Raw genomic sequence first — 25,455 nt, forward strand, 5'->3', positions numbered from 1 at the left:
GCGCTTACAATCGAAACGATCGCTATTCATGCTGATTGTTCATAATTTGATCATGTCTGTAGCCAAATGATGAAAAGGTTTGTAAAGTGGTGTGCTAAGTTTTATTCTTGGTGGAATATTCGCCAAAGCAGAAAGTCTCTTTTGTTTCCCGTTATAGTTATCTTGAGTGTGGTAGCTACGGTGATGCTATCGTTCCCATTGAACGCTCAAATTAATCTGCCCCGAACGCCCGCATCTGAGTTAAGGGGAGTGTGGTTAACAAATATTGATAGTGATGTGTTATTCGAGCGCGATCGCCTTAAGGCATCTTTGCAACGTCTTGAGCAACTCAATTTTAACACTATATATCCGGCGGTTTGGAATTGGGGATATACATTGTATCCTAGCAAAGTTGCAGCCAAAGTTATCGGGCGATCGCTCGATCCCACACCCGGATTGCAAGGGCGAGATATCCTCAGAGAAATTGTTGATGTGGGACATCAAAAAGGGTTAACAGTGATTCCCTGGTTTGAATTTGGTTTCATGGCACCAGCGGATTCTCTATTAGCTAAAAATCGTCCCCAATGGCTCACCAGTCGCAGCAACGGCACTCGGATTGTCAAAGAAGGCCCACATAATCGCGTTTGGCTAAATCCCTTTCGCCCAGAAGTGCAACAGTTTATTCAAGATTTAATCGTTGAAATTGTTAGAAATTACAATATTGATGGTATTCAATTTGATGACCATTTTGGCTTACCATCAGAATTAGGGTACGATGCCTATACAGTGGCACTTTACAAAAAAGAACACCGTGGTCAAGCTCCTTCCAAAAACTTTAAAGATCCTGAATGGGTGCGCTGGAGAGCTAACAAAATCACCGAGTTTACGAAACGGGTATTCAAAGCTATCAAAGCTACTAAAAAAGATTGCCTAGTTTCCATTGCTCCTAATCCTCAGCGTTTCTCTTATAACTTCTTTTTAGCAGACTGGCAGAAGTGGGAACGGCTGGGAATTATTGAAGACTTAGTTTTGCAGGTATATCGGGATGATTTAAATGTATTTGTGAGTGAATTAGAGTATCCAGAAGTGAAAGTGGCAAAGAGCCATATTCCAGTGAGTGTGGGCATTATGGCTGGGTTGAAAAACAAATCTGTACCGATGCAACAGATTCAAACACAAGTGCAAAAAGTACGCGATCGCAATTTTGCTGGAGTCTCTTTCTTCTTCTATGAAACCCTTTGGAATATTAGCAAAGAAAAGCCACAAGAACGCCAGATTGGTTTCCAAAAAATCTTCCCTACATCCGTAACTTACCCGAATTTGCTAGCAGGTTGGAAACCGTTCAGTTAATTTTCTTAGCAAGCTGTCAGTGAACACATCACTTAATTACAGTGAAGGTTCACTGTAGTTTGGCGCATCTTCATACAGAATTGGTATAACGTATGTGCTTCACTCCTAACTCCTGTACAGACGCGATTAATCGCGTCTGTACTCCTAACTCAGCACTATCCTATTCCCAAACGCCCAGCCAAGCCGGGAGTTAGAGGTAAAAGCGTGGTAATCATCAAGAATAGAGCCAAAAGCCCCAAAGCGGCTCTAGCATCATCAGGTTCAGTGACTTCATTCAAGCTGGGGCGTTCTTGATCCCGTTGCAAAAAGAAAATCACGATCGCCCAGTACATGGCAATAGTATTACCCAGAGACACTAACGCCAGTAAAATTAAAGTTGCTACTGTTGCCCTTCCTGCGGTTTTGCGTCCATAAATCGCCTGGACAATGCGCCCACCATCTAGTTGTCCTGCGGGCATTAAGTTCAAAGCGGTAATTACTAATCCCAGCCAACCAATCACCACTAGGGGATGAACACTTACTAAGGATGATTGCAACGCCGAGCCAAGGACAACTCGCGCTAAACTTCCCACCAAAATCGACCCTTGGAAAAACTGATTTGGTAATTGAAATAAACTGCCTGGGTGGGAAAGCAGCAAGCCAGTGATCAGCATTAACAAAGAAACAATACCACCTGCGGCTGGCCCTGCCAAAGCGATATCAAATAATACCTTGCGGTTGGGCAATAGAGATTCAAAGCGGGTAATTGCACCAAAAGAGCCAATTTGCACAGCTGGTAAAAAGAAAGGCCAGCTAAGGCGGATTTTATGACGCCGGGCAAGTAACCAATGACCGATTTCGTGAACTACTAAAACCGTAAATATCCCAGCCCCTATGGGCAAAGCTTCTTGAAACCGCCCTGGATTGCCAAAAAAATCAAAATTCAGCAATAAGCCCGCAGCTTCTAAATTTGTAGCAATAGTTGCTATCAACAGAATACCTGCAAAAGCTTTTTGCGATAACAACATCGGCCGGGGATCATTGCGGCTCGGCAGGACAATTACTACTGGTCTGTCCTCTGTGTTTTCGACTAAAAACAGACGATATTGCTCACCAAGGCGTTGCCGTAAACTGGCTGTTAGACGGTTGTGAACCTCTTCTGGTTCTCCCCGCAAATTGCCTTTGAAAATGGCTCCATCTTGGTAGGCAATCGTTTCTGTGGCGAAAAATGTATCGATACCAAAGATACCTTTAATTGCATTTAAGTCATCTTCCGGTATTGGCGGAATCTCCGGTTTCAGTTCTGCGACTGCTAGTTGTGGAGAATTTGCTTCAACTGAGGAATTAGCGGCGAGTCTTTCTGTTGCGCGTTGCTTAAGGATAGCATCTTGTCCAGCTGTGCGTAACTGTCTGCCCAAATAGACGTACAATCCGGCGGATGTCACCACTAAGAACAATATACCCGCTATATTTATGTAAATCCCTGCGGCAAACAATCCAAAAAACAGGAGCCAGGGAGTCATCAACACCACCGACTGTAACCAGGCTAAGATTCCCAGCTTACCAAAAGGTCTGGCGCGATAAAAGCCCCAACCCAAAATGCCTAAAGCTACCAGTAGGATTGTCCCCAGGATAGAAGTTTCTGATAAAGTAAACATCTCCAAACCTTTGCTATTGAGACTGAGCCAGAACAAGTCCGGTATTGCAGATACACTTATTAATGTATAACGCCGCCTGTAATCTGCCCAAATTATCCCGCTTTGCGATGCCGAATAGCCCAACCCAGTGAAAAGTGATCGCGTTGTTTCCCGCCCATCTGTTAGCGCCCAAGCGTTTAAAAATCATTGATATATTATGCGATCGCTCTCTTGTCCAATAATTACAGCCTGTTTCATTTTTTTGAACCACATCTGTTCTAGGGGCGCAAGGCCAAGATCCCCTACTGCGTGGTCTATTTAGCTAAAAATAGCTGTAATTTGCTCAAACTATATTTGAGCGAAGTCGTCTTCTAAGTACGGTTTTGCATATAAACTAGGACTTACGCACACTCTACGAATTCTCGGCGCTCTTGGCACGGCAGTTGCTTCAAGTCGGCAGAGCCGCCCAACGCACTGCCTCGTCTTGGCGGTTCGATAAATTAAGCCTTTTGGTAATTTTTGCGTAAGTCCTATAAACGTAGCGTTTTTAATGCTGGAGAACGCATTAACAATAGACCTCTTGCATAAGTCGAATAGACCCCCCTTTATCCCACGCCACTTGCTACAACGGAGGGAAACTTGAAATATTGCCCCCTCCCCTTATAAAGGGGAGGGTTGGGGAGGGGTGATTCAAGGATTTTTGCAAGAGGTCTAATGTAAACCGATGCATTGGCATTGTAAGCCGACGCATTGGCATTGTAAACCGACGCATTGGCATTGTAAACCGACGCATTGGCATTGTAAGCTGACGCATTGGCATTGTAAGCCGACGCATTGGCATTGTAAGCCGACGCATTCACAATGCAAGCCGACACATTCATAAAGCAAGCCGATGCATTAACAAAGTAAGTCGATGCATTGGCATTGCAGAATATTGCCAAATTTAATTCGCTACGAATTAATGAAATACTGTACTAAGTCCAATAAAGAATTTCAGCATTTGGAAAGCGCTTAGTAATCTCACTCTCAAAAAAGCTACGCAACGCCTTCATTGTGTCCTTATCGTAAACGTACTTCGTCCCACCAAACTTATTACGCTTGACACTGCGTTTTGCCTCATCCATCTCTAATTTTGATTGCGGATACCAAGTTTGTAATACTTCTTTTGACCCAGGTGTGAACCGATGGGAGATTAATTCAAAAGTAAGGTCACAGTCAAAATCCAGTGCCTCGTTTATCTGGTCAAACAAAGAACTATAGTGTATCTGCCAATCGTCTATCGGCATAATTGGCGCAATCACCAAGCCGACTGGATAATTGCCACCGCCACGCTCTTGTGGTAGCGCTAACCGTCGCAATGCATTAAGTCTAGATGTTACGGAAGCTGTGCCACCTTCAAACTTACCAGAAATCGGTGCTGCATTAACACTCATCCGACAGCGGGTATGCCCATTGTGTGGTAAGTCCAGTAATCCATCCACAGCATCAAACTTCGATACCCAACGTAGATGTGCATTGCTACGAGTGCCAAAGTAACGGATACATTCAGCCAGACTTCCAGTCAAATGCTCAATACCCAATGGGTCAGTGTAACAGCTAACTTCAAAACTCGTAGTTTTCCCCTGTTGCTCGTAGTTAGCTAAGTTGTCTAATATCTGCGGTAAGTTTGCAAAAACGCGGATGACAGGTGGCCCCGACAAGCTACCAGCTAGGTAGCAGTATTGACAATGAGCCGGACAACCCTCAGCAAGGTGAAACTGCCAATCCGCAGAAGGTGGGATGGGACTCAGTTTAAAAGAACTGGGTGGTGCAGTAACCACCGCTAAGGTACGCTTGGCAATGTTGTAAGTATCCCGCTCAGACTCACCGCGCAATCCCTTCAGGCGGTTTTGTGATAATTTTTCTATCGGTAGGTTGAGTGACTGCACACGTGCAAGAATCTGCTGCCCCCAAACCTCATCTAGGGCAGCAGGTGTAAACAGTACCCGTTCAGGTATCCACAACCGTGGTGATTTTGTTTGTGTATTTGATACTGGAACTTGGTCTGTAATTGTATTCAGCAATATCCTTCTCCGTTATTTAGTTTGCTGATTTCTGCAATTAATTTTCAAGGACTTGCTTAATTCGTCGCTCTAACAAATCAAGATCCAAACTGCCTTCATCACGGTTAATTCGACGCACAGTTGAATTAACATTACCTAAATTTACCAATAAATCTTGAAGAATTTCTTGCTGCTGACGGGCTTGCGTAACCTCGCGTGGCTCCTGTACTAAATCACGCACGATGGTATCTTCAGCGCGAGAGGCAATAATTGGATCGTTTTGCCCTTGAACGTGAACAAAGGTTCGTCGCCCTGGGCCTCGCTCCTCTTCTATTGGTATAACTGCTGTTACTTGGTCAGAACGCACATATTTGCCAAATCCCAAATGTACTAGCTCTGATGAGAGGATTTTCATATAATTGAAGCGTGATTTTTAAGTCTTACTTATATTATAAAATCTAGAGAAGTGACCTTAAAGCCATAGACCATACGGGTTATACCCAATTCAAAGTAGTAGTTTCCTTTCCCATTGCTGCTTGATATCTCTGGTGTCACTCACACTATTCCTACCAGCTTTCGGGCTTGTTCTGGGGTTTCAGCAAGCTCAATAAATTCAAGTTTTAGGTTGGAGTCTTAAGAGGATGTTTGAAAAGTTCATAATGATGTATAAAATATTTTTTTACCCCTCCCTAACCCTCCCCGATATATTGGGGAGGGTTAGGGCAAACGCATCTAAATTACTCTTGATCACAACGAAAGTTAAAAACCAATGAAAACAATCTTTCCTTTTGCGTTTGATTGTTTTTTAAGCCTCAAAGCGATGCCTGCGGCGGGCTACGCCAACGCCTAAATTTTTCGCAATAAAGTAAGAGCTAATGACATGATGCGCCCGCCCTGGGGGAGGGAACCGGATTTTTCTTGTTTCCCCCCTTTACAAGGGGGGACTAAGGGGGGTAACAACGCAATTAAAATCACACCACTTTTCAAACAACCTCTAACTTTGGCTTATTAACTACAAAATTTCATTAATTTATAGCAAATTAAATTCAGTAATACCTTGCAATGCCAATGTATCCTTTTACAATGCCAATGCGTCGGCCGCAATGCCAATGCGTCGGCCGCATTGTTAATGTGTCCTTCTACAATGCCAATGCGTCGGCCGCATTGTTAATGTGTCCTTCTACAATGCCAATGCGTCGTCCGCATTGTTAATGTGTCCTTCTACAATGCCAATGCATTCCGATACAATGTTAATGCGTCCTTTTACAATGCCAATGCATGGGGATGCATTAAAAACTAAGTAAAGAATTTTACTCAACAGGATTTTAGATTTGTTCTCGCATTGAAATTCGGGGAAACTCTTCTAGATGCTAGGCGAACAGACCTTTTAAATTTTAGATTTTCAATAATTCAATTCCATTATCCAAAATTGAAAATCTAAAATTAGGAGATGAGAAAATCAAATAAATGATGCGCCATTTCTAATTTAGAACAAGGTGCGATCACTAGCTGATTTCCTTGACTATCTAAAAATATGGCTTGATTATTATCGCTACCAAAACCACTATCAGGTTGATCAATCGGATTGGCTACAATAGCATCTAATTTTTTACTCTGTAACTTTTCTAATGCAGGGTTGACAATATCTCCAGTTTGTGCAGCAAAGCCAACTAATATCTGATGCGGCTGTTTGAGTTTTGCTAATTGGGCGATTATATCCGGTACAGGTTCCAAGGGTAAGGCTTGGGGGAGCGATCGCTTGGGCAATTTCTCTGTACTATAATCTCGTGGCTTCACATCTGCCACGGCTGCTGACATCACAATTACATCAGCATTGGGTAAACACTCCACCATGATGTGCTGCATTTGCTCGGCACTAATCACAGGAATTGCCTGCACTCCCAATGGTACATCCCAATTAGCTGGGCCATGCACCAGAGTTACATTTGCGCCTCGGTGAAGTGCGGCTTGCGCTAAAGCTAATCCCATTTTACCTGTGGAAGGATTACCAATAAACCTCACTGGGTCAAGAAACTCTCGCGTTCCCCCAGCACTAATTAAGACTCGTTTACCGACTAAATCTCGTTTGCCTTGAGTGTGTAATAACGATTGGATGTGAGCCAAAATTTCTGTAGGTTCTGCTAATCTACCAGCACCGATGCGATCGCACGCTAATAAACCCGATGCTGTACTCATCCCATGATATCGGCTATCTATCAATAGCTGTTGCCAATTTCGCTGCACTGATAGCTGTTCCCACATATCTGTATTCATTGCAGGTGCTAACAGAACGGGACAAGTAGAAGCCAGTACGGTATTTGTGAGTAAATTATCAGCCATCCCGCAGGCTAATTTTGCTAATGTATTAGCTGTCAAGGGGGCAATTACCATGACATCTGCCCATTCACCCAACTCAATATGCAATGGACGAGAGTGAGTTGGTTGCCAGAAATTGTCATCTGTGTAGGCTGCATGACGGGATAGAGTGGCTATTGTCAGAGGGGTGATAAATTCTTGCGCCGAACGGGTAAGGATGACTCGGATTTCCACCCCAGTTTTAAACAGCGTCGAAACTAGTTCACAAATTTTGTATGCGGCGATACCGCCACATACTCCAATTAGAACCCTGTTCAATTTTGGATTAGTCATGGTAAAAAGTTAGGAGTAAGTAGTAACTTAGGAGCAAGTAGTTACGAATATTAATTTCCAAGTCTTAACTCCTGTACAGATGCGATTAATCGCGTCTCTCCTAACTCCTAACTCCTAACTCTCAACTACGCTTCATCGTAGGGTTCCAAGTCTAAGAGGTAGATATAGGGTTCAACTAACTCTGGACGCTGAAATGCGATCGCTCGCAATAAATGCCAATCATTCAAACCCTCAAAAGCATTACTATAATTATCTAGCTCCAGACGTGTAGCCAGTTCTTCTACTTCTGCCGCAGTCATGGCAGCAATTTCTTTCTTGGAAATGCTTAGAGTTGTCATAATGCTCGCCCCTCCCTTATGCAGCACTCGCCTTCAGCATGGGTTAAGTTGCGCTGAACGCAGCCACCCTATATATCTTACTCATTAGAGGTCATTGATTTCATGAAAATTTTCAGCATTTATACCAGAATTCATAAAAAATTCGTAATCCTGACTAGCTAATTGTATTCACAATAAAATTCCGTAGTACCTCTAACGTTTGTGGATTTATCTCATGCCCCATGTCAAATTCGTGGTATTTTACTGCCACTCCTAGAGACTTTAGAGTTTCTTGTGCCTTCAAAGCTGCTTGCAGTGGTACAACTTCATCATATCTACCATGAGTAATTAAAGTCGGCGGAATCCCACTTTTAGCTGCTGTTAATGCATCAGGATGTAAATACCCACTCATCACAACTAAACCTGCTAGGGGTAATTTTGAGCCGACATCTAAAGTCATTGCTCCGCCTTGAGAAAATCCACTTAAAATGGTGCGTGACAAAGGTACACCAGTGCTGCTTTCTAAAGATTGCAAGAAATCAGTTAGCAGTTGCCGACTTTCTGCCAACCCTTGATACATATTCTCCACCCGTAGGTCATACCATGCCCTCCCTACAGGGGAATAGGGATAAGGAAAAGGTGCATCAGGTAATACAAACTGGTAATCAGGTAAGTTGATCAAAGGTAACAAAGATGCTACATCCTTAGCATTAGCTCCCCAACCATGCAAAGTGACAATTAAGCCTACGGGGGGTTGAGAACTTGCTGTAGAAACGGTAATAGCTTGTAAAGACAGAGGTTTACTCCTAAAATCCTACTCTTTTAGTAGATCCTATCTCTTGAAGTAGACTTAGTATTCAGAATCGTCAATCCATGTTGTCCCAGTTGACGACTCATCTCCAGTCATAGACCCTTATTTGCGCCAGTAATCAAGGCTACTTTATTCTTCAGTTCACTATTTACCACTGTTAGCCACTCCGATGGAATTGAGGATCTATGATGTATTTAAAAACAGTATGCTTAAGCTTTGTTTAAATACTGGGTCAATCCTCTCACGAAGTCGCAGGCAAGAAAACCTACAAAAAAGGCTAGTACCGACTTGTTTTTTGCTCAAGACGCTGGTGCTTTAGGCACTTATTCAATCCCCCCTAGCCCACACCAGTCGCTCCACTTGGGGGTTTCTCCATGAGTAAGTGGCATGGATTTAGGGGTATCTAAAATGTTTTGCTCTTCACTTAGAGGACTTTTAAAACATCCTCCTAGAGTGATAGAGCGTTAATCACGATTAAACAACTGCAAAATTGTTTTTGGTTAGTGACAACCCAGCCGATAATTGTGCAAATTGTACCTGAGTAAAGGCACTTGCACTGCCATCTTTATCAAAGAACAATGCACCTGTAATATTGTTGTAAATAAATCGCTGAGTGCTAGTGGTTGCAGATGCTCCGAGGGTAAACTGACTTGTCTTAAGTGAACCGATTGATAACCCGCCGCCAAAACCATCAGCCGTTACTTGAATGAGTTCATTAGTCGCTTTGAAGTCATCAAGTCTATCAATGCCTTGATTGAAACTATTGAAAGCAAAGGTATCAGTACCAGATCCTCCAATTAGGCTATCATTACCCTTGCCGCCTATGAGGATATCATTGCCATTACTACCGTCGAGAGTATCATCCCCATTGCTGCCCACAATCAAGTCGTCGAAATTTGTACCTATAATATCTAACCGTTCGATATTTTTGTAGCTAACCCGATTCGTGCCATCCGTAATTGAGCCAGAGTTAGTGGTGGCATTGAAAGCTGAAGTGATTCCCTTGCTACCACCCCCGTCATGGACGATCAATAAATCGTCACCTTTACCTCCATCTATTGTGTCATTGCCATCAATAACCTCAATGGTTACAAGATCACGAAACCCAGCAGAGAAAGTAAAGTTTTCTATTATCCTATCGTTGCCATTGCTGCCCACAATATTGTCATCGAACTCTGTACCTGAGATATTTAATCGTTCAATATTCTTGTAGCTAACCCGATTTATTTCCGTCGTAATTAAGCCAGTATTAGTGGTAGCATCGAAAGTTGAAGTGATTCCCGGGCCACCATTGGGGGTATAGGACAACAAATCGTCACCTGTGCCCCCATCTATCGTATCATTGCCATTGCTGCCATTGCTGCCCGGATCGAGCGTATCATTGCCATTGCTCCCCACAATCAAGTCATCGTAGGATGTACCTGAGATATTTAATTGCTCGATATTCTTGTAGCTAACCCGATTCGTCGTGCCTGCCGTAATTGTTCCAACATTAGTAATAGCATTGAATGTAGTTGTGATTCCCTCGCTAGCATAGGTATAAAAGCTCAACAAATCGTCACCTTTTCCCCCATCTATAGTATCATTTCCATTCCCGCCCGGATCGAGCGTATCGTTGCCATTGTTGCCCACAATCAAGTCATCGTAGGATGTACCTGAGATATTTAATCGCTCTATATTCTTGTAATTAACTTGACTCTTGCCTGCCTTAATTGAGCCAATATTAGTAGTAGGATTGAATGTCGTCGTAACTCCCCCGCTAGCAGAACTGTTATAGACGAGCAACAAATCGTCACCTATTCCCCCATCTATCGAAGAAATTCTTCCGGTAGCATTGCTGTTATAGACGAGCAACAAATCGTCACCTATTCCCCCATATATAGTGTCATTGCCATTACCGCCTGCACCAAGCGCATCACTGCCGTTGCTCCCTACAATATTGTCATCGTAGGATGTACCTGAGATATTTAATTGTTCGATATTTTTGTAGCTAACCTGGTTCGTGCCTAGCTTAATTGAGCCAATGTTAGTAGTAGGATTAAAAGTCGAAGTGATTCCCCCGGTAATAGCGTAGAAACCATCGCTGTCATAGGACAACAAATCGTCACCTTTACCTCCATCTATCGTATCATTGCCACTGTAGTTCTTGGAGAACGTATCGTTGCCGTCACCACCATTCAGCAGGTTATTGCCTTTTGAAAAGTTAACAATCAAGTAATCATCACCACCACCAGTCAGAATATCGTTGTTCTCATTAGCTGGAGTAGTAGTACCGTTACCATTAATTGTATCGTCGCTGTTAGTGCCCAGTAGGGTATCATTCCCGTCGGTTCCAATGATATTTGCCATAACTTTTTTCTACCTAAATCGATTGTTTTGAGTAAATTAAGTTCTCAAGTTACAGTTAATGCTGTTTGAGTACACAAAAATTCGCCAAATGTTGACGTTTCGACATTCTTTCATGTGACTCTTGAGGATTAGAAATTTTTCTTTGAAGATTCCCCTTTTGATTGGCTTGCAAGTAGTACTTATCTAACCAATCTAGGACTATCTAAGTCTTAAGCGCTGTACAAATTCATGAGCGTGTGGATTCACAAAAACAACTAGTTTCAGGAGTATTTCAATCATCCTTCATCAGTAGCCCAGGCCAGTAAAAACCGTAAGTACCGCTGAAAAATAATCTAAAAATCAAGCTTGAATGCCTGAAAACCACAGCCCGCAATTTAGTTGGTTTGTCAATGCGTAAGTCTTACTAGCTTGAAAAGAGGAAATACTTGGCAGGGCATAAGAGCAGGAATCTCTATGCCTTGGTTCTAGGCTATTGCCGCTGATGTTTAACTTAAAAACAGAAAATATCTAAATAACCTGACAATAAACATATACCGAATTTTTACTTAGATGTCTAGATTTAAATGAATATCTTTGCATACTCTTCATATTATTTGCTTTTCTAGCCTAAACTGTTCAATGTCAAAGGAGTTAGGGAGAACCTGTCAATCACTTATTGTTGTCACGCCACTACCAGATTTCAGAATAATTCCTAATACTCTTGAAGTGAAGCGAGGCTTATGCAAAACTTGAGATCCTTCGCTCCCAGCCTACTTTTAAGGAATTGATCAATGGCGCGTCTAGCCCTGCTGAGTGTATCTAACAAAACTGGTTTAATTGACCTCGCCCGTAGCTTGGTTGAAGAATTCGACTTTGATTTAATCAGCAGTGGGGGAACAGCCCAAGCCCTCAAAGATGCAGGACTCCCTGTTACCAAAGTTGCAGATTACACAGGTTCTCCAGAAATTTTAGGTGGCCGAGTCAAAACGCTGCATCCCCGGATTCATGGCGGGATTTTGGTCCGGCGAGATGTTCCCCAAGATATTACAGATTTAGAAAATAACCAAATTCGCCCGATTGATTTAGTGGTGGTGAATTTATATCCTTTCGAGGAAACGATCGCTAAACCAGGGGTGACATTATCCCAAGCTGTTGAGCAAATTGATATCGGTGGGCCAGCAATGCTACGCGCTTCATCGAAAAACTTCGCCCATCTCGCTGTATTATGCGATCCAGCACAGTATGATGAGTATTTGGAAGAATTGCGCCAAAATAACGGCGAAGCATCCCTAGAGTTTCGGCAAAAGGCGGCATTAAAAGGATTTTCGCATACTGCTAGTTATGATCAAGCGATAGCGCAAGCGCTGACTTGTCAGTTCGCATCTTATCTCGCAGAGGCGCAGCATCATACCCTTAACGGCACACAATTGCAATCTCTGCGTTACGGCGAAAACCCCCATCAACCCGCCGCCTGGTATCAAACTGGTACTACCCCAACGGGATGGACAGCCGCTACAAAACTGCAAGGCAAAGAACTTAGTTACAATAACTTAGTTGATTTAGAAGCAGCACGCCGAATTATTGCTGAATTCACTGATACCCCAGCAGCAACGATTATCAAACATACAAATCCCTGTGGTACGGCACTGGGAAGCAGTATTTCTGAAGCTTACCAAAAAGCTTTCAATGCTGATTCTACTTCTGCCTTTGGTGGGATTGTCGCACTCAACCGTCCGATTGATGCGGCAACAGCTAAAGAGTTAATTAAAACATTTTTAGAATGTGTCGTTGCACCAAGTTGTGAAGCGGACGCGCAAGAAATCCTTGGCAAAAAATCTAACGTGCGGGTTTTAACTCTATCTGATTTGAGCAGTGGCCCTAAGGATACAGTGAAAGCGATCGCAGGTGGTTTCCTTGTCGAATCTAGTGATGATGTTATTGCTGATACCAATCAATGGCAAGTAGTTACCGAACGTCAACCCACCGCTAGCGAATTAGCCGAATTGCTGTTTGCTTGGAAAGTTTGCAAACACGTTAAATCTAATGCCATTGTTGTCAGTGGCGATCGCACTACACTAGGAGTAGGTGCTGGTCAAATGAACCGCGTCGGCTCAGTTAAAATTGCCCTAGAACAAGCTGGAGAAAAAGCCAAAGATGCAATTCTAGCCAGCGATGGATTCTTCCCATTTGATGATTCAGTCAGAACAGCCGCAGCAGCCGGAATTACAGCCCTTGTCCAACCAGGGGGAAGTTTGCGCGATCAAGATTCTATCATTGCTGCTAACGAACTGGGTTTGGTGATGGTATTCACGGGTGTACGTCACTTTTTACACTAATTATTGCCCATCACGTGTGCAGTTTAGAAAGTGTCACACAATATCCTTGCTTTCTGATTGAGTTAGTGATATTGTCTAATCGTGTGTGAGGAGTAAGTTATAAATAAAGAGCGCCTGGGGTGGAAACACGGCAACACTCCCAAGCGCTTTTTAATTAGTATTTAGAAATTGGATTAGTAGTCCAGTTTAGAAAGTATCACTCAATATACTTGCCTTTTGATAGATATAGTGATATCTTATATTAGTGTGTGAGGAGCAAGTTAAGAATAAAAGATGCCTGGGGTGGAAACACGGCAACACTCCCAGGCATTTTTTAATTGGTATTTAAAAATTGGATTAGTGGTGCAGTTTAGAAAGTGTCACTCAATATACTTGCCTTTTGATAGATATAGTGATAGCTTATATTTGTGTGAGGAGCAAGTTAAGAATAAAAGATGCCTGGGGTGGAAACACGGCAACACTCCCAGGCATTTTTTAATTGGTATGCAGAAAATTTTCTTGCACATGCGCTAGAGTTTTTGAGATAATCACCTACAAAACTAGAAATTCAGGTGCAAATCAATCGGCTGACTCAACGCCGAATGCACTACACTAACCAATAAAATTAATTAGTCAATTTTATAACTGTGAAAAATAGTAAAACCACAATTTGGACAGTGCATACCCGGATGCATCCAAGCTTCTTCAGGTATTTTTTCTGTTGCATTAAACTTGGCGTTTTGGGCGAAGGTTATGATTTCTTCTTTAATTGTTATACCGGGAATTGCCTGGAATAATACATCGCTACACTTATAGCAGCGTTCCCGCTTTTTGTAACTAATGCCGTATTTATCTAAAATTTTACACAAGTGTTCTAGAGGGTAAAATTTCAAACGCAGATAATCTAAACGCTTTATATTTGAAAATAGCTGAGGTGCATATTTATTAAACCAAGTATGCCAATCATAAATTGGAATATCACCCTGTACAAATGATTTAAAGTAGTTAATATGTTCAATAAAGACTGTAATTTGATTTGGTGCCTTACGCCGACGCTAACACTGCAACGTTAGCATCGTTACGTTGCTAAAGTTGCTCCAAAATTGCTTCCCACTCAGATGAGGAGAGGGGTTTCACCTCTATCTGCATATCAAAACAATTATTAGCTGCGGCAATTAAAGCTGCAATAATTTTTTCTACACTCAGACTTTGAGGCAGTTGTATAGTCGTAAAAGATTCTGCACCAAATACTTGAGTGAACAGTTCAGCATCCGGTTGCAAACGGATAGAACCATGTTGCAAAATTACCCCACCACGTCGCAGTTGAGCGCTACCAATAAGTTTGGCACCATCTGGCAAAACTAAATCTGCACTGGTAGCGGTGCTAAAACAGTTAGGGTTGTGGATGTAACCTCGCCCAGCCGTACCGTAATCTAATTCTACGCCGAGCGATCGCCAGCCTTGAATCAAAAACTCACAAATTTTTTCGTATACCTGAACGCGACTACCCACCAGTCCAGATGTTACTACAGCATAAGTTAAATCACCTTGGTGTAGCACCGCCCGCCCTCCGCTAGGACGCCGCACTAAATCCAGTTTTTGCCCTTGCCAAGTTAAATGTTGCCAATATTCAGGGTATTGGCGTTGATGATAGCCGAGAGAAATCGCAGGTGGCGACCAAGTATAAAAGCGCAGAGTTGGCGGATGTCCAGACTGGTGCTGTTCTAGTAACCAGCGGTCAATTGCCATTTGCACATTGCCACCCGCCTCTAGCAAAGGAATTAGTCGCCACACTTTAGAATTCAAGAGTTAGGAGTTGGGAGTTAGGAGTTTTGAATTAAAAAATTTATATAATTCAGCACTCATAACTCATAACTGAAGCGAAGCGATTAGTCAAGTTGCACCAAATTCTGATTGTAAAGCTTCATCGTTATTATCAGCGATGGTTGCCACAATGGTAATCAGCCGAGACACTTCACCAGGAGATAACTCTGCTAAGGTGCGTGTTGAGATCACAACCACTCGGTTTTCAATAATACCAAAACGCGCTTCAAAAGTACTAGAGCAATTCAACTCCAAAAGATACCGCATCAACTTAGGTTCATTTTTAGCAGGTAAATTTAGCACCGCAGACCAAACCGTTATAGTGTCTTCATCGCTTGTGCCGTTGAGTTGGACAAATACTTCCACACTTCCATATTTAAACTTCCAGTGATAACCACCCTCTGGAGTGTGGTTAACCATCGCACTGTCATCTTGTTCCAAAGAGTCGATGACATTTTCAATTACTTCCAGATGGTTAATACTTTTCGTCTCGGCGATTAGCTCATTGACGGATTCGTTACTAGTTAGGGTTTCTTGATGGCTTGTCATACAGATTTTTTTCTCAACATCTCGCTGTTTGATCTACACATACTTTATAGCTTGTGGAGGCAGTTAGTTTAAGCTTCCTTTTGCGGTTACTTTCCAAATGCCCAAAGTGTGGGGCTGCGATCGCAATTACAGTCTAAGAGGTTTAAAGTCAGTTTTTGCCCTTGCTGGCTGCTGCTAAAAACTATGCACATCAAAGATCCCAAATATGTTGATGTGATTTAACTATTCATCAAAGAACAACAACGTCATGGAGGCGACTTAGTACAGTTTTGCGTAAAAGCGTGGCGTTTTTAATGCATCTTGATGCATTGGCATTGCAGGGGGACACATTAACATTGCAGAGGGACGCATTGGTATTACAGAGGGACACATTAACATTGCAGCCGACGCATTAACATTGCAGAGGGACGCATTAACATTGCAGCCGACGCATTAACATTGTAGAGGGACGCATTGACATTGTAGAGGGACGCATTGACATTGCAGCCGACGCATTAACATTGCAGAGGGACGCATTAACATTGCAAGGTATTGCCAAATTTAATTCACTATGAATGAATGAAATGCTGTACTTAGGAAGGTTAAGAAACCTTCCTAAGTACCTTGTTTACAGCGTAACTGGGGCGGCACACTGTTTCGGAAAATACGCTATGCAATCCCAACGATGAAGATTGGACAACTTCCGTGATCATGGTTGAGACTCTAGCACTGGTTTATTACAAAGCAATTGAAAAAGCAACAAATTCCCCAGTTTTAAACCAGTTGTGTCAACTAATGCAATCTACTCTGCTACGCTGGCATGAATTCCTGGAGGCGCTGTGGCTCCTCTCCCAGCCAATCTGGATTTTGGGCAGTGCCATCGAAAACTGATGAGGTTTTGAAAGGCTCAAACTCGCCGCGTGATGCTGCTTCTGCCGTTTTTGCTAAGAGCGATCGCACCTGCTCGTCGTTCATTGGCTGGAACGTCCGCACTGCTTCAAACGCTTGCTCTAGAATCTCCATGCTATCAATTCCGGTAATCACAACCGATGTGGGCAGATTCAAAGAATATTGTAAACACTCAATTGGCGTTACAGTATTTGACCGTAAAAGAATACCGTTTGCCAAGCTTTTCATCCCCAGAACGCCGATGTTTTGTTTCACCAGTTCTGGCACAACCAGCTTTGCAAAGCTTCGGTAGTGGGCATCCATCACATTGAGCGGCATCTGAGCCGTATCAAATTTAAACCCATAAGTGGCTGCAACTTCCAGCATGTGCAAATGAATATACGGGTCTTTATGCCCAGTGAAGCCAATGTATCGGAGTTTGCCGGCTTCTTGCGCCTCAATCAAGGCAGCATTCGCCCCTTCTTTGTAGAAAACTCGATGTGGGTCTTCGTACCGAATGATTTCATGGTGTTGCACAAGATCGATGTAATCAACTTGTAGGCGTTGAAGTGATTCGTCTAGTTGTCTTGCTGCTTCTTTCTTAGAGCGGCCATCGATTTTCGTCATCAAGAATACTTTATCTCGATAGCGATCGCGCAGCGCTTTTCCCATGCGAATCTCGCTGACTCCATCGTTGTAATCCCAACAGTTATCCATAAAGGTGATGCCGCGATCAATGGCTGTTCTAACAATTCGGATAGCCAGTTGCTCATCAACGTATTTCAAGCCAATGTGCCAACCACCTAGTCCAATCGCAGAAACTTTCTCTCCTGTACTGCCGAGAACTCGGTATAGCATTTCTGAATTTGACGTAGTTTCTGACATGTGTTCTCCAAGTCTTTCAGCTATTAATTAAGTACATATAGCCACCTGCCAATTCAAACACAAGGCAAAGTTGACAATATCTTGCTGAAGATACACTTTTCGACGCAATAGGAAAAAACTCAAGAAGCCAAAATACAGATGGCAATTTGGGATGTGTGAGGTAGAAAGTTGAATTGATGTGTTAACCCCAGACGTGTGGCGGTAGGGAATTAACAGCATTACGCTGTGCAAAGGAGTGTCAGAGTTTGTCGCCAGACATCGCTAGAGTATCTTATCTCAACGAACTCCTAACTCCTAACTTCTAACTTTATTTACCACTATAGAAAAAGGCAATTTCTTTCTCTTTTAGGGGTGCGAAACTAGCATCTACGAGTAATTGGTCGAGTTCTGCTTGGGGAATGTGTTTTGCACCAATTCGCACAATGCGCGATCGCATAGTATTAGATACGCCACTGCGCTGTCTATTGCCTTCTAGCGCCATGACTTTACTATAAAGTTCTAGCTTGGCAGGCGGAATGGGAGAACCATCAAAATCAATTCCCTGTGCGATCGCTTCATCAATAGCATCAGCACCTGTGGTAGTTTGATTCCCTGGGTTAGTTTCGGTAGGCATGGTGATTTGTTCTTAAGGCTATGGGTAGATTTTACCAGCCTTGCTGACACCTTTTTCCCACCGAGATTAATCACGAACTTGTCGCGTTACCAAGCCACCAACAAATGCCCCTAAAATAGTTCCTGTCCATAGTCCTGTTGTGCTACCTTGCCATATTGCTCCTGGTGTGATCCAAGCGTTGCACATCTCCTTTAAACCCCAAGGTTGGTTTTGGCACTTTTGGCTATGCAGCATGATGGTGATTTGGCCACTGGTGTAAGCACCAAAAAAACCTGATGACAGCGCCAAAAAAGTGCAAATTAAAACTCTGTTTTTAATCATTTGTCATTTGTCATTTGTCATTTGAAGATTACCAAGGACTAAGGACTAATGACAAATGACTCCATGCAGTGGTTCAACCTGTATTTCTCATCCCGGCTGCAATCCCATTAATAGTTAACAATGCTCCTCGCAGTAACTCGCCTTTGCTGTAACGAGAGTGGATGACTCCAGAAGTAGCAGTAGTATTTAGGGACTGCCGTAGGCGCTTGAGCAGGGAAACTTGGATAAATCCCAAAGGGACAATCGTGCCATTGCGTAACTGCACAGATCGTTGTAAGACAGGATCACCATCTAATAGTCGATTGTGATCGGTGATTTTTAAGACCAAATCCCTTGTAAGATAGAACTCGCTAGCAATTTGCTCAAAAACCTTGGCAAAACGAACCTGATCTTCTGGTTTTGACAATTCTTGGACGTAGTGGTGTGCCATTTGCATGTCAACTTTTGCCAAGGTCATTTCGGCCTTAGAAATCACCATCTTGAAGAAGGGCCACTTAACGTAAAAGTAACGTAGCAATTTCAAGTGTTCTTCTGGTTCTTCGTTCAAGAAGTTTTGCACAGCTGTGCCAACGCCGTACCAGGAAGGCAGCAAAAAGCGGGTTTGTGTCCAGCTAAATACCCAAGGAATAGCTCGCAAACTACTTAAATCTTTTTTACCAGATGGGCGTCGGGCTGGACGGGAACTAATTTGTAACTGGCTAATTTCTTCAATTGGGGTTACTTGGTGGAAGAAGTCAACAAAATCAGGCTGTTCGTAGATTAAAGCCCGATAATGTTGACGCGATCGCGCTGCTAATTCTTCCATAATCTCATTCCAGGGTTCAATATCATCAAACCCTGTCCGCAGCAGGCTAGCTTGAATCACAGCAGTGGTAATGGTTTCCATGTGGTACAAAGCCAAGTCCAACAAGGAGTATTTGGAAGCTAAAACTTCTCCTTGTTCGGTAATCTTGATTCGCCCATTGATACTATGACCCGGTTGAGCCAAAATCGCCTCGTAAGCAGGGCCCCCACCCCGTCCCACAGAACCGCCGCGTCCGTGAAAAATCCGCAAATTTAGATCATAGTTTTCTGCTATTTCTTGCAGTGATTTTTGAGCTTTATGAATTTCCCAGTTGCTGCTTAAAAAACCAGAGTCTTTGTTGCTATCAGAATACCCCAGCATCACTTCTTGCAAGTTAAAGGAGAGGGGGGAGGAAGAGGCAGGGGAGGCAGGGGAGGATGAATTTTCATCGGCATCCTCTACTGTCTGTTCGTAGCCGCCGGCTAACAAAGCCCGATATAACGGGAGTTCAAACAGTTTTTGCATAACGCTTCTGGAGCGTTGTAAATCTTCTACTGTCTCAAATAGGGGGACAACTTGAATAGTTCCCACAGCAATAGCGGGGTCAAAAAGTCTGGCTTCTTTGGCTAACAGTAGTACTTCCAGCACGTCGCTCACGTCGCGGCACATGCTGATAATGTAAGTTTGGCAGATGTTGACACCAAATTCTTGTTGTAGCGATCGCACGACGCGAAAGGTTTCAATTACATCGTTGGTTTTTTCGGAAAATGGCAATTCTGCCGGAATTAACGGCCGCCGGGTTTGCAGTTCTCCTGTGAGCCAAGCGACTCTTTGCTCCTCAGATAGTTCGTTGTAAGGTTGAGGTAATATTTGCAGGTATTCTAGGATCTCATTGAGCGCATCGGCGTGGCGAGATGATTCTTGGCGAATATCTAGCTGTGTCAAGTTAAAACCAAAAATTTCTACCTGACAGATCAGATTTTCTAATTCTCGACAGCTTAAACCTGTTTCTGTTAAGTTGCGCTGAATCATCCGCAGTTCTGCTAAAAAATCGGCTCCCGAAAGATACAGGGGACTATCTTGATTTTTTGGCGTTTCCCGATTGTACAAGGCTAGATTGCGATCGCGAGTATTTTCTAGCCGTTTCAGTACATAAGCCAGTTTCAGCCGATACGGTTCTTGTCGATAACGCAGCGCCAGTGCATCGTATACCTCACTCAACTGGGACTGATCCAACTCTAGAGATTCCAGCAAATCTGGTAAGACATCACTCCAGTGCATCGACACACTCAATAATTCAATCAGATTTTTCACTGATTGAATATATCTCCCCAGCACCATTTTGCGCTGATAACAAGCTGTCTGCCAGGTGATTTCTGGTGTGACTGATGGGTTCCCATCCCTGTCTGAGCCTACCCAGGAGCCGAAAGAGCAAAAGTTTTTACTCGGTGGTTCTAGCCAAGGAAAGGTATTGGATAGGGTGTGTTTGAAACGTTTATACAGTTGGGGGATGCCATCAAATAAAACTTCTTGGAAGTAGTGTAGGGCATAATCTACTTCATCCAGCACAGTGGGTTTGAACTGGTGAAGTTCGTCTGTGCGCCACCACAGCCGAATTTCTTCGAGCAATTGTTCGCGCACATCTGCTGCTTCCCAAGGATATGCTCCTGGTGTGCTACCAGAGTGGTTTTCCAAGGCATCCAGTTTTTGTAATAGTTGTACCACCTGTCGCTGCTTATCTCGGATGGTATGACGAACAATTTCTGTCGGGTGCGCTGTGAAAACTAAGCGCACATCCAGATGTGCAATTAGACGTTGAATTTGCTGGGGTGGTACATTCAGTTTGAATAAATAGGGAAACAAGGCAGCGAAAGTACCTTTTGGTTTGACTGGCGCTTTTTCTAAATAACTCTTTCTCAGCAACTCTGCTGCTATTCCCCTGCTAACAGGCGCGTCATCTTCTCTTTGATTGGAGGAATAGTTAACATTTGATGCTGTTTCTGGCGCTATAGCCTCTGTTTCTGCCTCATAGCGACTCAATTGCTGCCGTTGTTCATATTCCTGCTCTATGATGTTAATCAACTGAAAATACAGAGCGAAAGCACGAGCTGCGCGGATTGCTTCGTTGATATTTAGTTGTTCAATCAATTTTACGGCTGAGGATGCTTGGTCATTTCTTGCTTGTCCTTCTGGTGAACATAAATCGCGCAACTGGCGCAACAAGTCTACCATGTTTTGACCGCATTCTTGCCGGAGAACTGACTCCCACAATTCTTCCACTACCTGGAGACGATGACGTAAAAATAATTCCGACACCGGGTATATATCCGCAGTTTGAGACGAAGAGTATAAAAGGGAACCCATATTCTCTATTGTTGTAAAGCTAATTACTGTTTACGCTTCTAGGTTTTACACCTAATGCTCATCCGGTTGTTCCTGAGCAGATAATTATTTGGTGTATATTTTTTAAGTTTGATCAGTTTCGTGATCCTCTGGGAAGTCGAGAATGGGTAGGCGATCGCCTCGAAATAATTCTTCACTGGCTTCCCCTATGGCTTCTAGTGCTCTTACTGTATTTTTTCCTGTAATGAGCAACAGTAATATAGACGCTGTACCTACTTGTAAAAGGAACGACTGGGGAATGCTAAATAAATCCGGATTGGATGCGGGGTTAGATGAGGGCTGTTGGTTGGCAGAAGGCATTGCTAATTTTTGGTTATGGGAATTATGAGTAAAAAGGAGTTAGGAGTTAAAAGTTAGAAATTAGGATTACTCCAATGATCAAAAGACGGAGTTTAAATGAGATAAGCTTGTTGTTTGTTTCGCTCATCAGGGCCGTTAGCGCAATGGGACGCAAGTCCAGTTTTAAAGGACAAGTCATCAGCCAGTCATATAGAATTATTCTGACTCCTGGCTCTTAACCCTTAACCAGAGGCAGAGCGTCTCCGGCTTTGCTCATAACTCCTAACTTCTAATTTATGACTCCTTATTAGTAAAATAAACGCAAAACTCAACATTAGTCAGACTCGCAACCTGTACAAGACTATCTTGTCCGATTTTGTAAGCTACGAAGGTAACAAAATTGTTAAAAAAAACCGTCACAGTGTGATAGACCTATGTTTCTAGTTTACAAGTGCAGGCACTATCCCCCAACAATCGCTTCCTGTAAATTTAACTTCCGATGAAAACAGTATTACCAGATCGCCAGCAATCCTTAGTGCAATGGGTAAGCCAAGCAACAGGGATCAACACTTTCGGGGTGAAAGTCCGATTACGGGGAAATGACCTTCATATTCTTTGTGAAGGTACAGAATGTCCCCAGCGTTGGCATACTTTGTCTGATTTGCTGCAAGCACTACAGCAAACAAACTTGGATATCCTCACAAGCAACGAACAACCCTCAATATATCAAGTATTTGTCTACGGCCGGAGAAAAGGGGAACAGCGCCCCAAATGGTGCCATCGGGTTTACTTGAATCAGATAGAAAAGCATCTGGAGCAGGTGCAGCAAGCACTGCTAGTAGACTCGGAAAAATCAAAACAATCGGGTGGGGCGCTGATTGTCTCTAACGAAAGTTTGGCACGCCAAGGCAACCCAGAAGCCATTGCCCGGTATCTTAGTGAAACTTTAAGTGTATTAGGCGTATCAGTACAAGTAAAGATTAAGCCATATAAGTCAAAGAACTCTCAGCCGGAAGAAAATCGCCTATGGATATTTTGCCAGTCGAGCTATAGCCCTGATGCATCGTTGCTTGCTGAACCGATAGCGCAGAAGTTGCGTTATCTGAAGCTTTCCGGCTACCAAGATGCAATAATTGTTTCCCAGGTGAGCGGCGAAACAGCCCCTGACTGGCTGCTGCGAGTAGATTTGACGCCACCAGAGGTGATGCTTAAGGAGTGGGCGCGTTGGGGGGATGTCCAAGCGATCGCTCGATTATTAACTGAGGTATTGTCAGAGTTAAAAGTTGCTGTCCAAACTTCTGTTAAAGAATCAACCCTACATATCTTTTGTACGCCAGCTTTTGATCCCTTAGGAACTGCCCCAATCCCCGACAAGGTAGTGTGCTTAGAGGCGATTTTACCTCAGCTAGAAGCGATCGCTCCCCAAGGCATTCTTGCCGCCACCGTATACGGACAAAAAGCAGGCGACAAGCAACCTACTTGGATTGATTGGCTGGCTTTACCTGCTGCAAAGCATCCCGTCTTTGCCACATCGCCGCTAGATTTGGCGAATACTGGCGATCAACCAGCGATCGTTTTTTTACTGGAACGCTTACTCAATCCTGACCTGGATTGGCGGCTATTGACAGGTGGAATTCGCGTACTGCTGCTGAACAAAAATGATTTATTGCACATCATGTGTGATGCACCAGTTTGTCCAGAGCGTCAACAAGTAGCAAACAAAGTTACGCAGTTTATCCGCCAGCTAAAAATTCCCGGTATTATGGGGGTACGTGTCTACGGTCGCCGGGCTGGGAATAAAGAACCTTTTTGGAGCTATGGCGTTGATCTTGAGCATCGCCAACGTTTAGTCCCAGAAGCAACCCCAGAATTTGCTGCTACTTCTAAATACGTTAACGATCTGGTAACCTCTGAGACTAATGAACCAATTTTGCGCCCCAACTTAACCACAGAAGAAGTTCAAAGTTTTGTCACAGAAGTAGCGCGAGATTGGATGGTAACGGCGAGTGCAACAGCGAAAAAATTCCTGTTGAAAAGCCAGCTATTTAGCGAAAGCCAGCAGTTAGCCGAACATAAACCAGATGTTCAAGGACTTAAGATTGCTCTGGTTTGGGGGACACTGGGATTATTACTTACCCTCCAAACTGATTGGGTGTTGGGTCAAATTATTGCCTGGGCTACGCCGACGCCAAAAGTAGCGAGTGTCTTGTCTTCATCTTCTGGGCAAAATGTATCTTTGATATCAGGGAAAACTCAGAGTCAGAAACCGACATTTTTTCCTAGCACTTCCGAGACAAAATCTCCTCCAAATCAGAGTTCTGTATTTAATGCTTCTGAATTTACCCAAAGTGATGATCCCCCGACAAAGAATTTGGCAGCCGCACCATTGAAGGAAAAGGCAACCGCAACAGCTATTCTTTTAGCAGCGCGATCGCAGATGCCAAGTTTTAATGTCAGGCAGTTAGACGAGCAACTAGCACTGTATAAACAGCGTTTGGCTAGAACTGGTAGTCCGCCAAATGTGTTGATTATTGGCTCCTCCCGCGCCCTCAGGGGAATAGATCCGGCAGCACTTTCTAAAGCTTTAGCGACTCAGGGCTATCCAAATCTTGACGTGTTTAACTTTGGGATCAACGGTGCTACCGCACAAGTTGTAGACTTTGTGATTCGCCACGTACTGGAACCATCAGAACTGCCTAAAATAATTATCTGGGCAGATGGTGCGCGTGCTTTTAACGGTGGACGTGAGGATATTACGTTTAAATCCATCGCTGCATCAGCTGGTTATAAACAAGCATTCCAAAAAGCGCCACTAACTGCCAATAGCAATGATTCGCCCAAAAATCAGGTAAGTTCGGGAGAACAAAAGATAAAAGAAGAAAAACAGGAGATTAGCACCTATGAAGCTGTCAATCATTCGTTAAATCAGGCTCTAGCATCTCTTTCTGGTAGCTACCAAAACCGCGACCAAATTAAAAGTTTACTGCAAAAACAACTGCTCATGCTTGGTCGCAATCAGACAGTTACATCACAAAAACAGCTAACAGATGGTACTTCAGATGAAAGTACTTCCCAGCAAGCAGTTGATTTTGATGGCTTTCTACCTTTGTCTATTCGTTTCAATCCTGCTAGATACTATCAAAAACATTCTAGAGTTCCCGGAAATTACGACAACGACTATAAATCTTTCCAGGTACAAGGAGAGCAAGATGCTGCCTTTCAAGAAGTACTTCAGTTTACCCAGTCTCAGAAAATTTCCTTAGTGTTTGTCAACATGCCTCTGACGGAAGATTATTTAGATCCAGTGCGTACACAATATGAGCAAGAATTTCAGCAATATATGTTGCATTTGGCTACTAATCCCAACTTTATTTATCGTGATTTGAGCCAACAGTGGTCAAAACTAAATGACTACTTTTCTGATCCCAGTCACCTCAACCGCTTTGGAGCCTACGAAGTCTCCAAAAAGCTGGCTAATGATCCAATGATTCCTTGGCCAGCGAAGTAGAGAAGTGAGGGGGCA

General features: G+C 43.3%; 20 protein-coding genes. 3 read left to right on the top strand and 17 right to left on the bottom strand.

Translation table 11 applies throughout. The features are described from left to right. The first annotated feature begins 69 nt into the window (after window positions 1-69). Entirely contained in the window at window positions 70-1,329 is a 1,260-nt protein-coding gene (locus V7K35_RS15360; RefSeq protein ID WP_335080301.1) for a glycoside hydrolase family 10 protein, read from the top strand. 155 nt (window positions 1,330-1,484) lie between these two features. On the opposite strand, the gene V7K35_RS15365 is transcribed toward V7K35_RS15360, so the two are convergent. The 9 genes from V7K35_RS15365 to V7K35_RS15405 form a co-directional block, all read right to left on the bottom strand. Beyond that, on the bottom strand, window positions 1,485-2,966 hold the full coding sequence (locus tag V7K35_RS15365) for a site-2 protease family protein (RefSeq protein WP_335080129.1): 1,482 nt from the start codon (window positions 2,964-2,966) through the stop codon (window positions 1,485-1,487). 13 nt (window positions 2,967-2,979) lie between these two features. Next, window positions 2,980-3,216 (bottom strand): hypothetical protein, encoded by a 237-nt coding sequence (locus V7K35_RS15370; protein ID WP_335080130.1) that lies wholly within the window; start codon window positions 3,214-3,216, stop codon window positions 2,980-2,982. A 334-nt stretch (window positions 3,217-3,550) separates the two neighbouring features. After that, a complete protein-coding gene (locus tag V7K35_RS15375; RefSeq protein WP_335080131.1) occupies window positions 3,551-3,826 on the bottom strand; it encodes a hypothetical protein in 276 nt (91 codons plus the stop codon). A 93-nt stretch (window positions 3,827-3,919) separates the two neighbouring features. Beyond that, window positions 3,920-4,942, bottom strand: coding sequence for a spore photoproduct lyase family protein (locus V7K35_RS15380; RefSeq protein WP_335080302.1), 1,023 nt, complete (start codon window positions 4,940-4,942; stop codon window positions 3,920-3,922). A gap of 103 nt (window positions 4,943-5,045) precedes the next feature. Beyond that, on the bottom strand, window positions 5,046-5,402 hold the full coding sequence (locus V7K35_RS15385) for a hypothetical protein (protein ID WP_174708655.1): 357 nt from the start codon (window positions 5,400-5,402) through the stop codon (window positions 5,046-5,048). Window positions 5,403-6,430: 1,028 nt separating this feature from the next. Beyond that, a complete protein-coding gene (gene coaBC, locus V7K35_RS15390) occupies window positions 6,431-7,636 on the bottom strand; it encodes a bifunctional phosphopantothenoylcysteine decarboxylase/phosphopantothenate--cysteine ligase CoaBC (RefSeq protein ID WP_335080132.1) in 1,206 nt (401 codons plus the stop codon). 125 nt (window positions 7,637-7,761) lie between these two features. Further along, window positions 7,762-7,974 carry a protein IsiD gene (gene isiD, locus V7K35_RS15395; protein WP_190877921.1) on the bottom strand — a complete coding sequence of 71 codons (213 nt, stop codon included), beginning with the start codon at window positions 7,972-7,974 and terminating at the stop codon, window positions 7,762-7,764. Between the two features lie 154 nt (window positions 7,975-8,128). Continuing rightward, entirely contained in the window at window positions 8,129-8,749 is a 621-nt protein-coding gene (locus tag V7K35_RS15400) for an alpha/beta hydrolase (RefSeq protein ID WP_335080303.1), read from the bottom strand. A 489-nt stretch (window positions 8,750-9,238) separates the two neighbouring features. Next, a complete protein-coding gene (locus V7K35_RS15405; RefSeq protein WP_335080133.1) occupies window positions 9,239-11,113 on the bottom strand; it encodes a beta strand repeat-containing protein in 1,875 nt (624 codons plus the stop codon). A 770-nt stretch (window positions 11,114-11,883) separates the two neighbouring features. On the opposite strand from V7K35_RS15405, the gene purH reads away from it, so the two are divergent. Beyond that, window positions 11,884-13,428, top strand: a complete 1,545-nt coding sequence (purH, locus tag V7K35_RS15410) for a bifunctional phosphoribosylaminoimidazolecarboxamide formyltransferase/IMP cyclohydrolase (protein WP_335080134.1) — start codon at window positions 11,884-11,886, stop codon at window positions 13,426-13,428. Between the two features lie 608 nt (window positions 13,429-14,036). On the opposite strand, the gene V7K35_RS15415 is transcribed toward purH, so the two are convergent. The 8 genes from V7K35_RS15415 to V7K35_RS15450 form a co-directional block, all read right to left on the bottom strand. Further along, window positions 14,037-14,300 (bottom strand): hypothetical protein, encoded by a 264-nt coding sequence (locus tag V7K35_RS15415; protein ID WP_335080135.1) that lies wholly within the window; start codon window positions 14,298-14,300, stop codon window positions 14,037-14,039. A gap of 193 nt (window positions 14,301-14,493) precedes the next feature. Beyond that, a complete protein-coding gene (locus tag V7K35_RS15420; protein ID WP_335080304.1) occupies window positions 14,494-15,156 on the bottom strand; it encodes a lipoate--protein ligase family protein in 663 nt (220 codons plus the stop codon). A 144-nt stretch (window positions 15,157-15,300) separates the two neighbouring features. Next, window positions 15,301-15,780: a YbjN domain-containing protein gene (locus V7K35_RS15425; protein WP_335080136.1), complete on the bottom strand. Its 480-nt coding sequence runs from the start codon at window positions 15,778-15,780 to the stop codon at window positions 15,301-15,303. Window positions 15,781-16,569: 789 nt separating this feature from the next. Next, on the bottom strand, window positions 16,570-17,532 hold the full coding sequence (locus V7K35_RS15430; RefSeq protein ID WP_335080137.1) for an aldo/keto reductase: 963 nt from the start codon (window positions 17,530-17,532) through the stop codon (window positions 16,570-16,572). Window positions 17,533-17,839: 307 nt separating this feature from the next. Beyond that, the gene (locus tag V7K35_RS15435; RefSeq protein WP_335080138.1) at window positions 17,840-18,145 is read right to left on the bottom strand and encodes a small RNA NsiR4-regulated ssr1528 family protein; all 306 of its coding nucleotides are present in this window, start codon (window positions 18,143-18,145) and stop codon (window positions 17,840-17,842) included. Window positions 18,146-18,211: 66 nt separating this feature from the next. Continuing rightward, window positions 18,212-18,466 carry a hypothetical protein gene (locus V7K35_RS15440; RefSeq protein ID WP_334794842.1) on the bottom strand — a complete coding sequence of 85 codons (255 nt, stop codon included), beginning with the start codon at window positions 18,464-18,466 and terminating at the stop codon, window positions 18,212-18,214. A gap of 73 nt (window positions 18,467-18,539) precedes the next feature. Continuing rightward, entirely contained in the window at window positions 18,540-21,614 is a 3,075-nt protein-coding gene (gene ppc, locus V7K35_RS15445) for a phosphoenolpyruvate carboxylase (protein WP_335080139.1), read from the bottom strand. A gap of 102 nt (window positions 21,615-21,716) precedes the next feature. Continuing rightward, window positions 21,717-21,953, bottom strand: a complete 237-nt coding sequence (locus V7K35_RS15450; RefSeq protein ID WP_335080140.1) for a hypothetical protein — start codon at window positions 21,951-21,953, stop codon at window positions 21,717-21,719. Between the two features lie 478 nt (window positions 21,954-22,431). Here V7K35_RS15450 and V7K35_RS15455 point away from each other — a divergent pair, with 478 nt between their 5' ends. Further along, window positions 22,432-25,440: a DUF1574 domain-containing protein gene (locus V7K35_RS15455; RefSeq protein WP_335080141.1), complete on the top strand. Its 3,009-nt coding sequence runs from the start codon at window positions 22,432-22,434 to the stop codon at window positions 25,438-25,440. Window positions 25,441-25,455: the final 15 nt, after the last annotated feature.

The sequence above is a fragment of the Nostoc sp. genome, assembly GCF_036917275.1.
In the GTDB taxonomy this organism is placed as follows: domain Bacteria; phylum Cyanobacteriota; class Cyanobacteriia; order Cyanobacteriales; family Nostocaceae; genus Nostoc.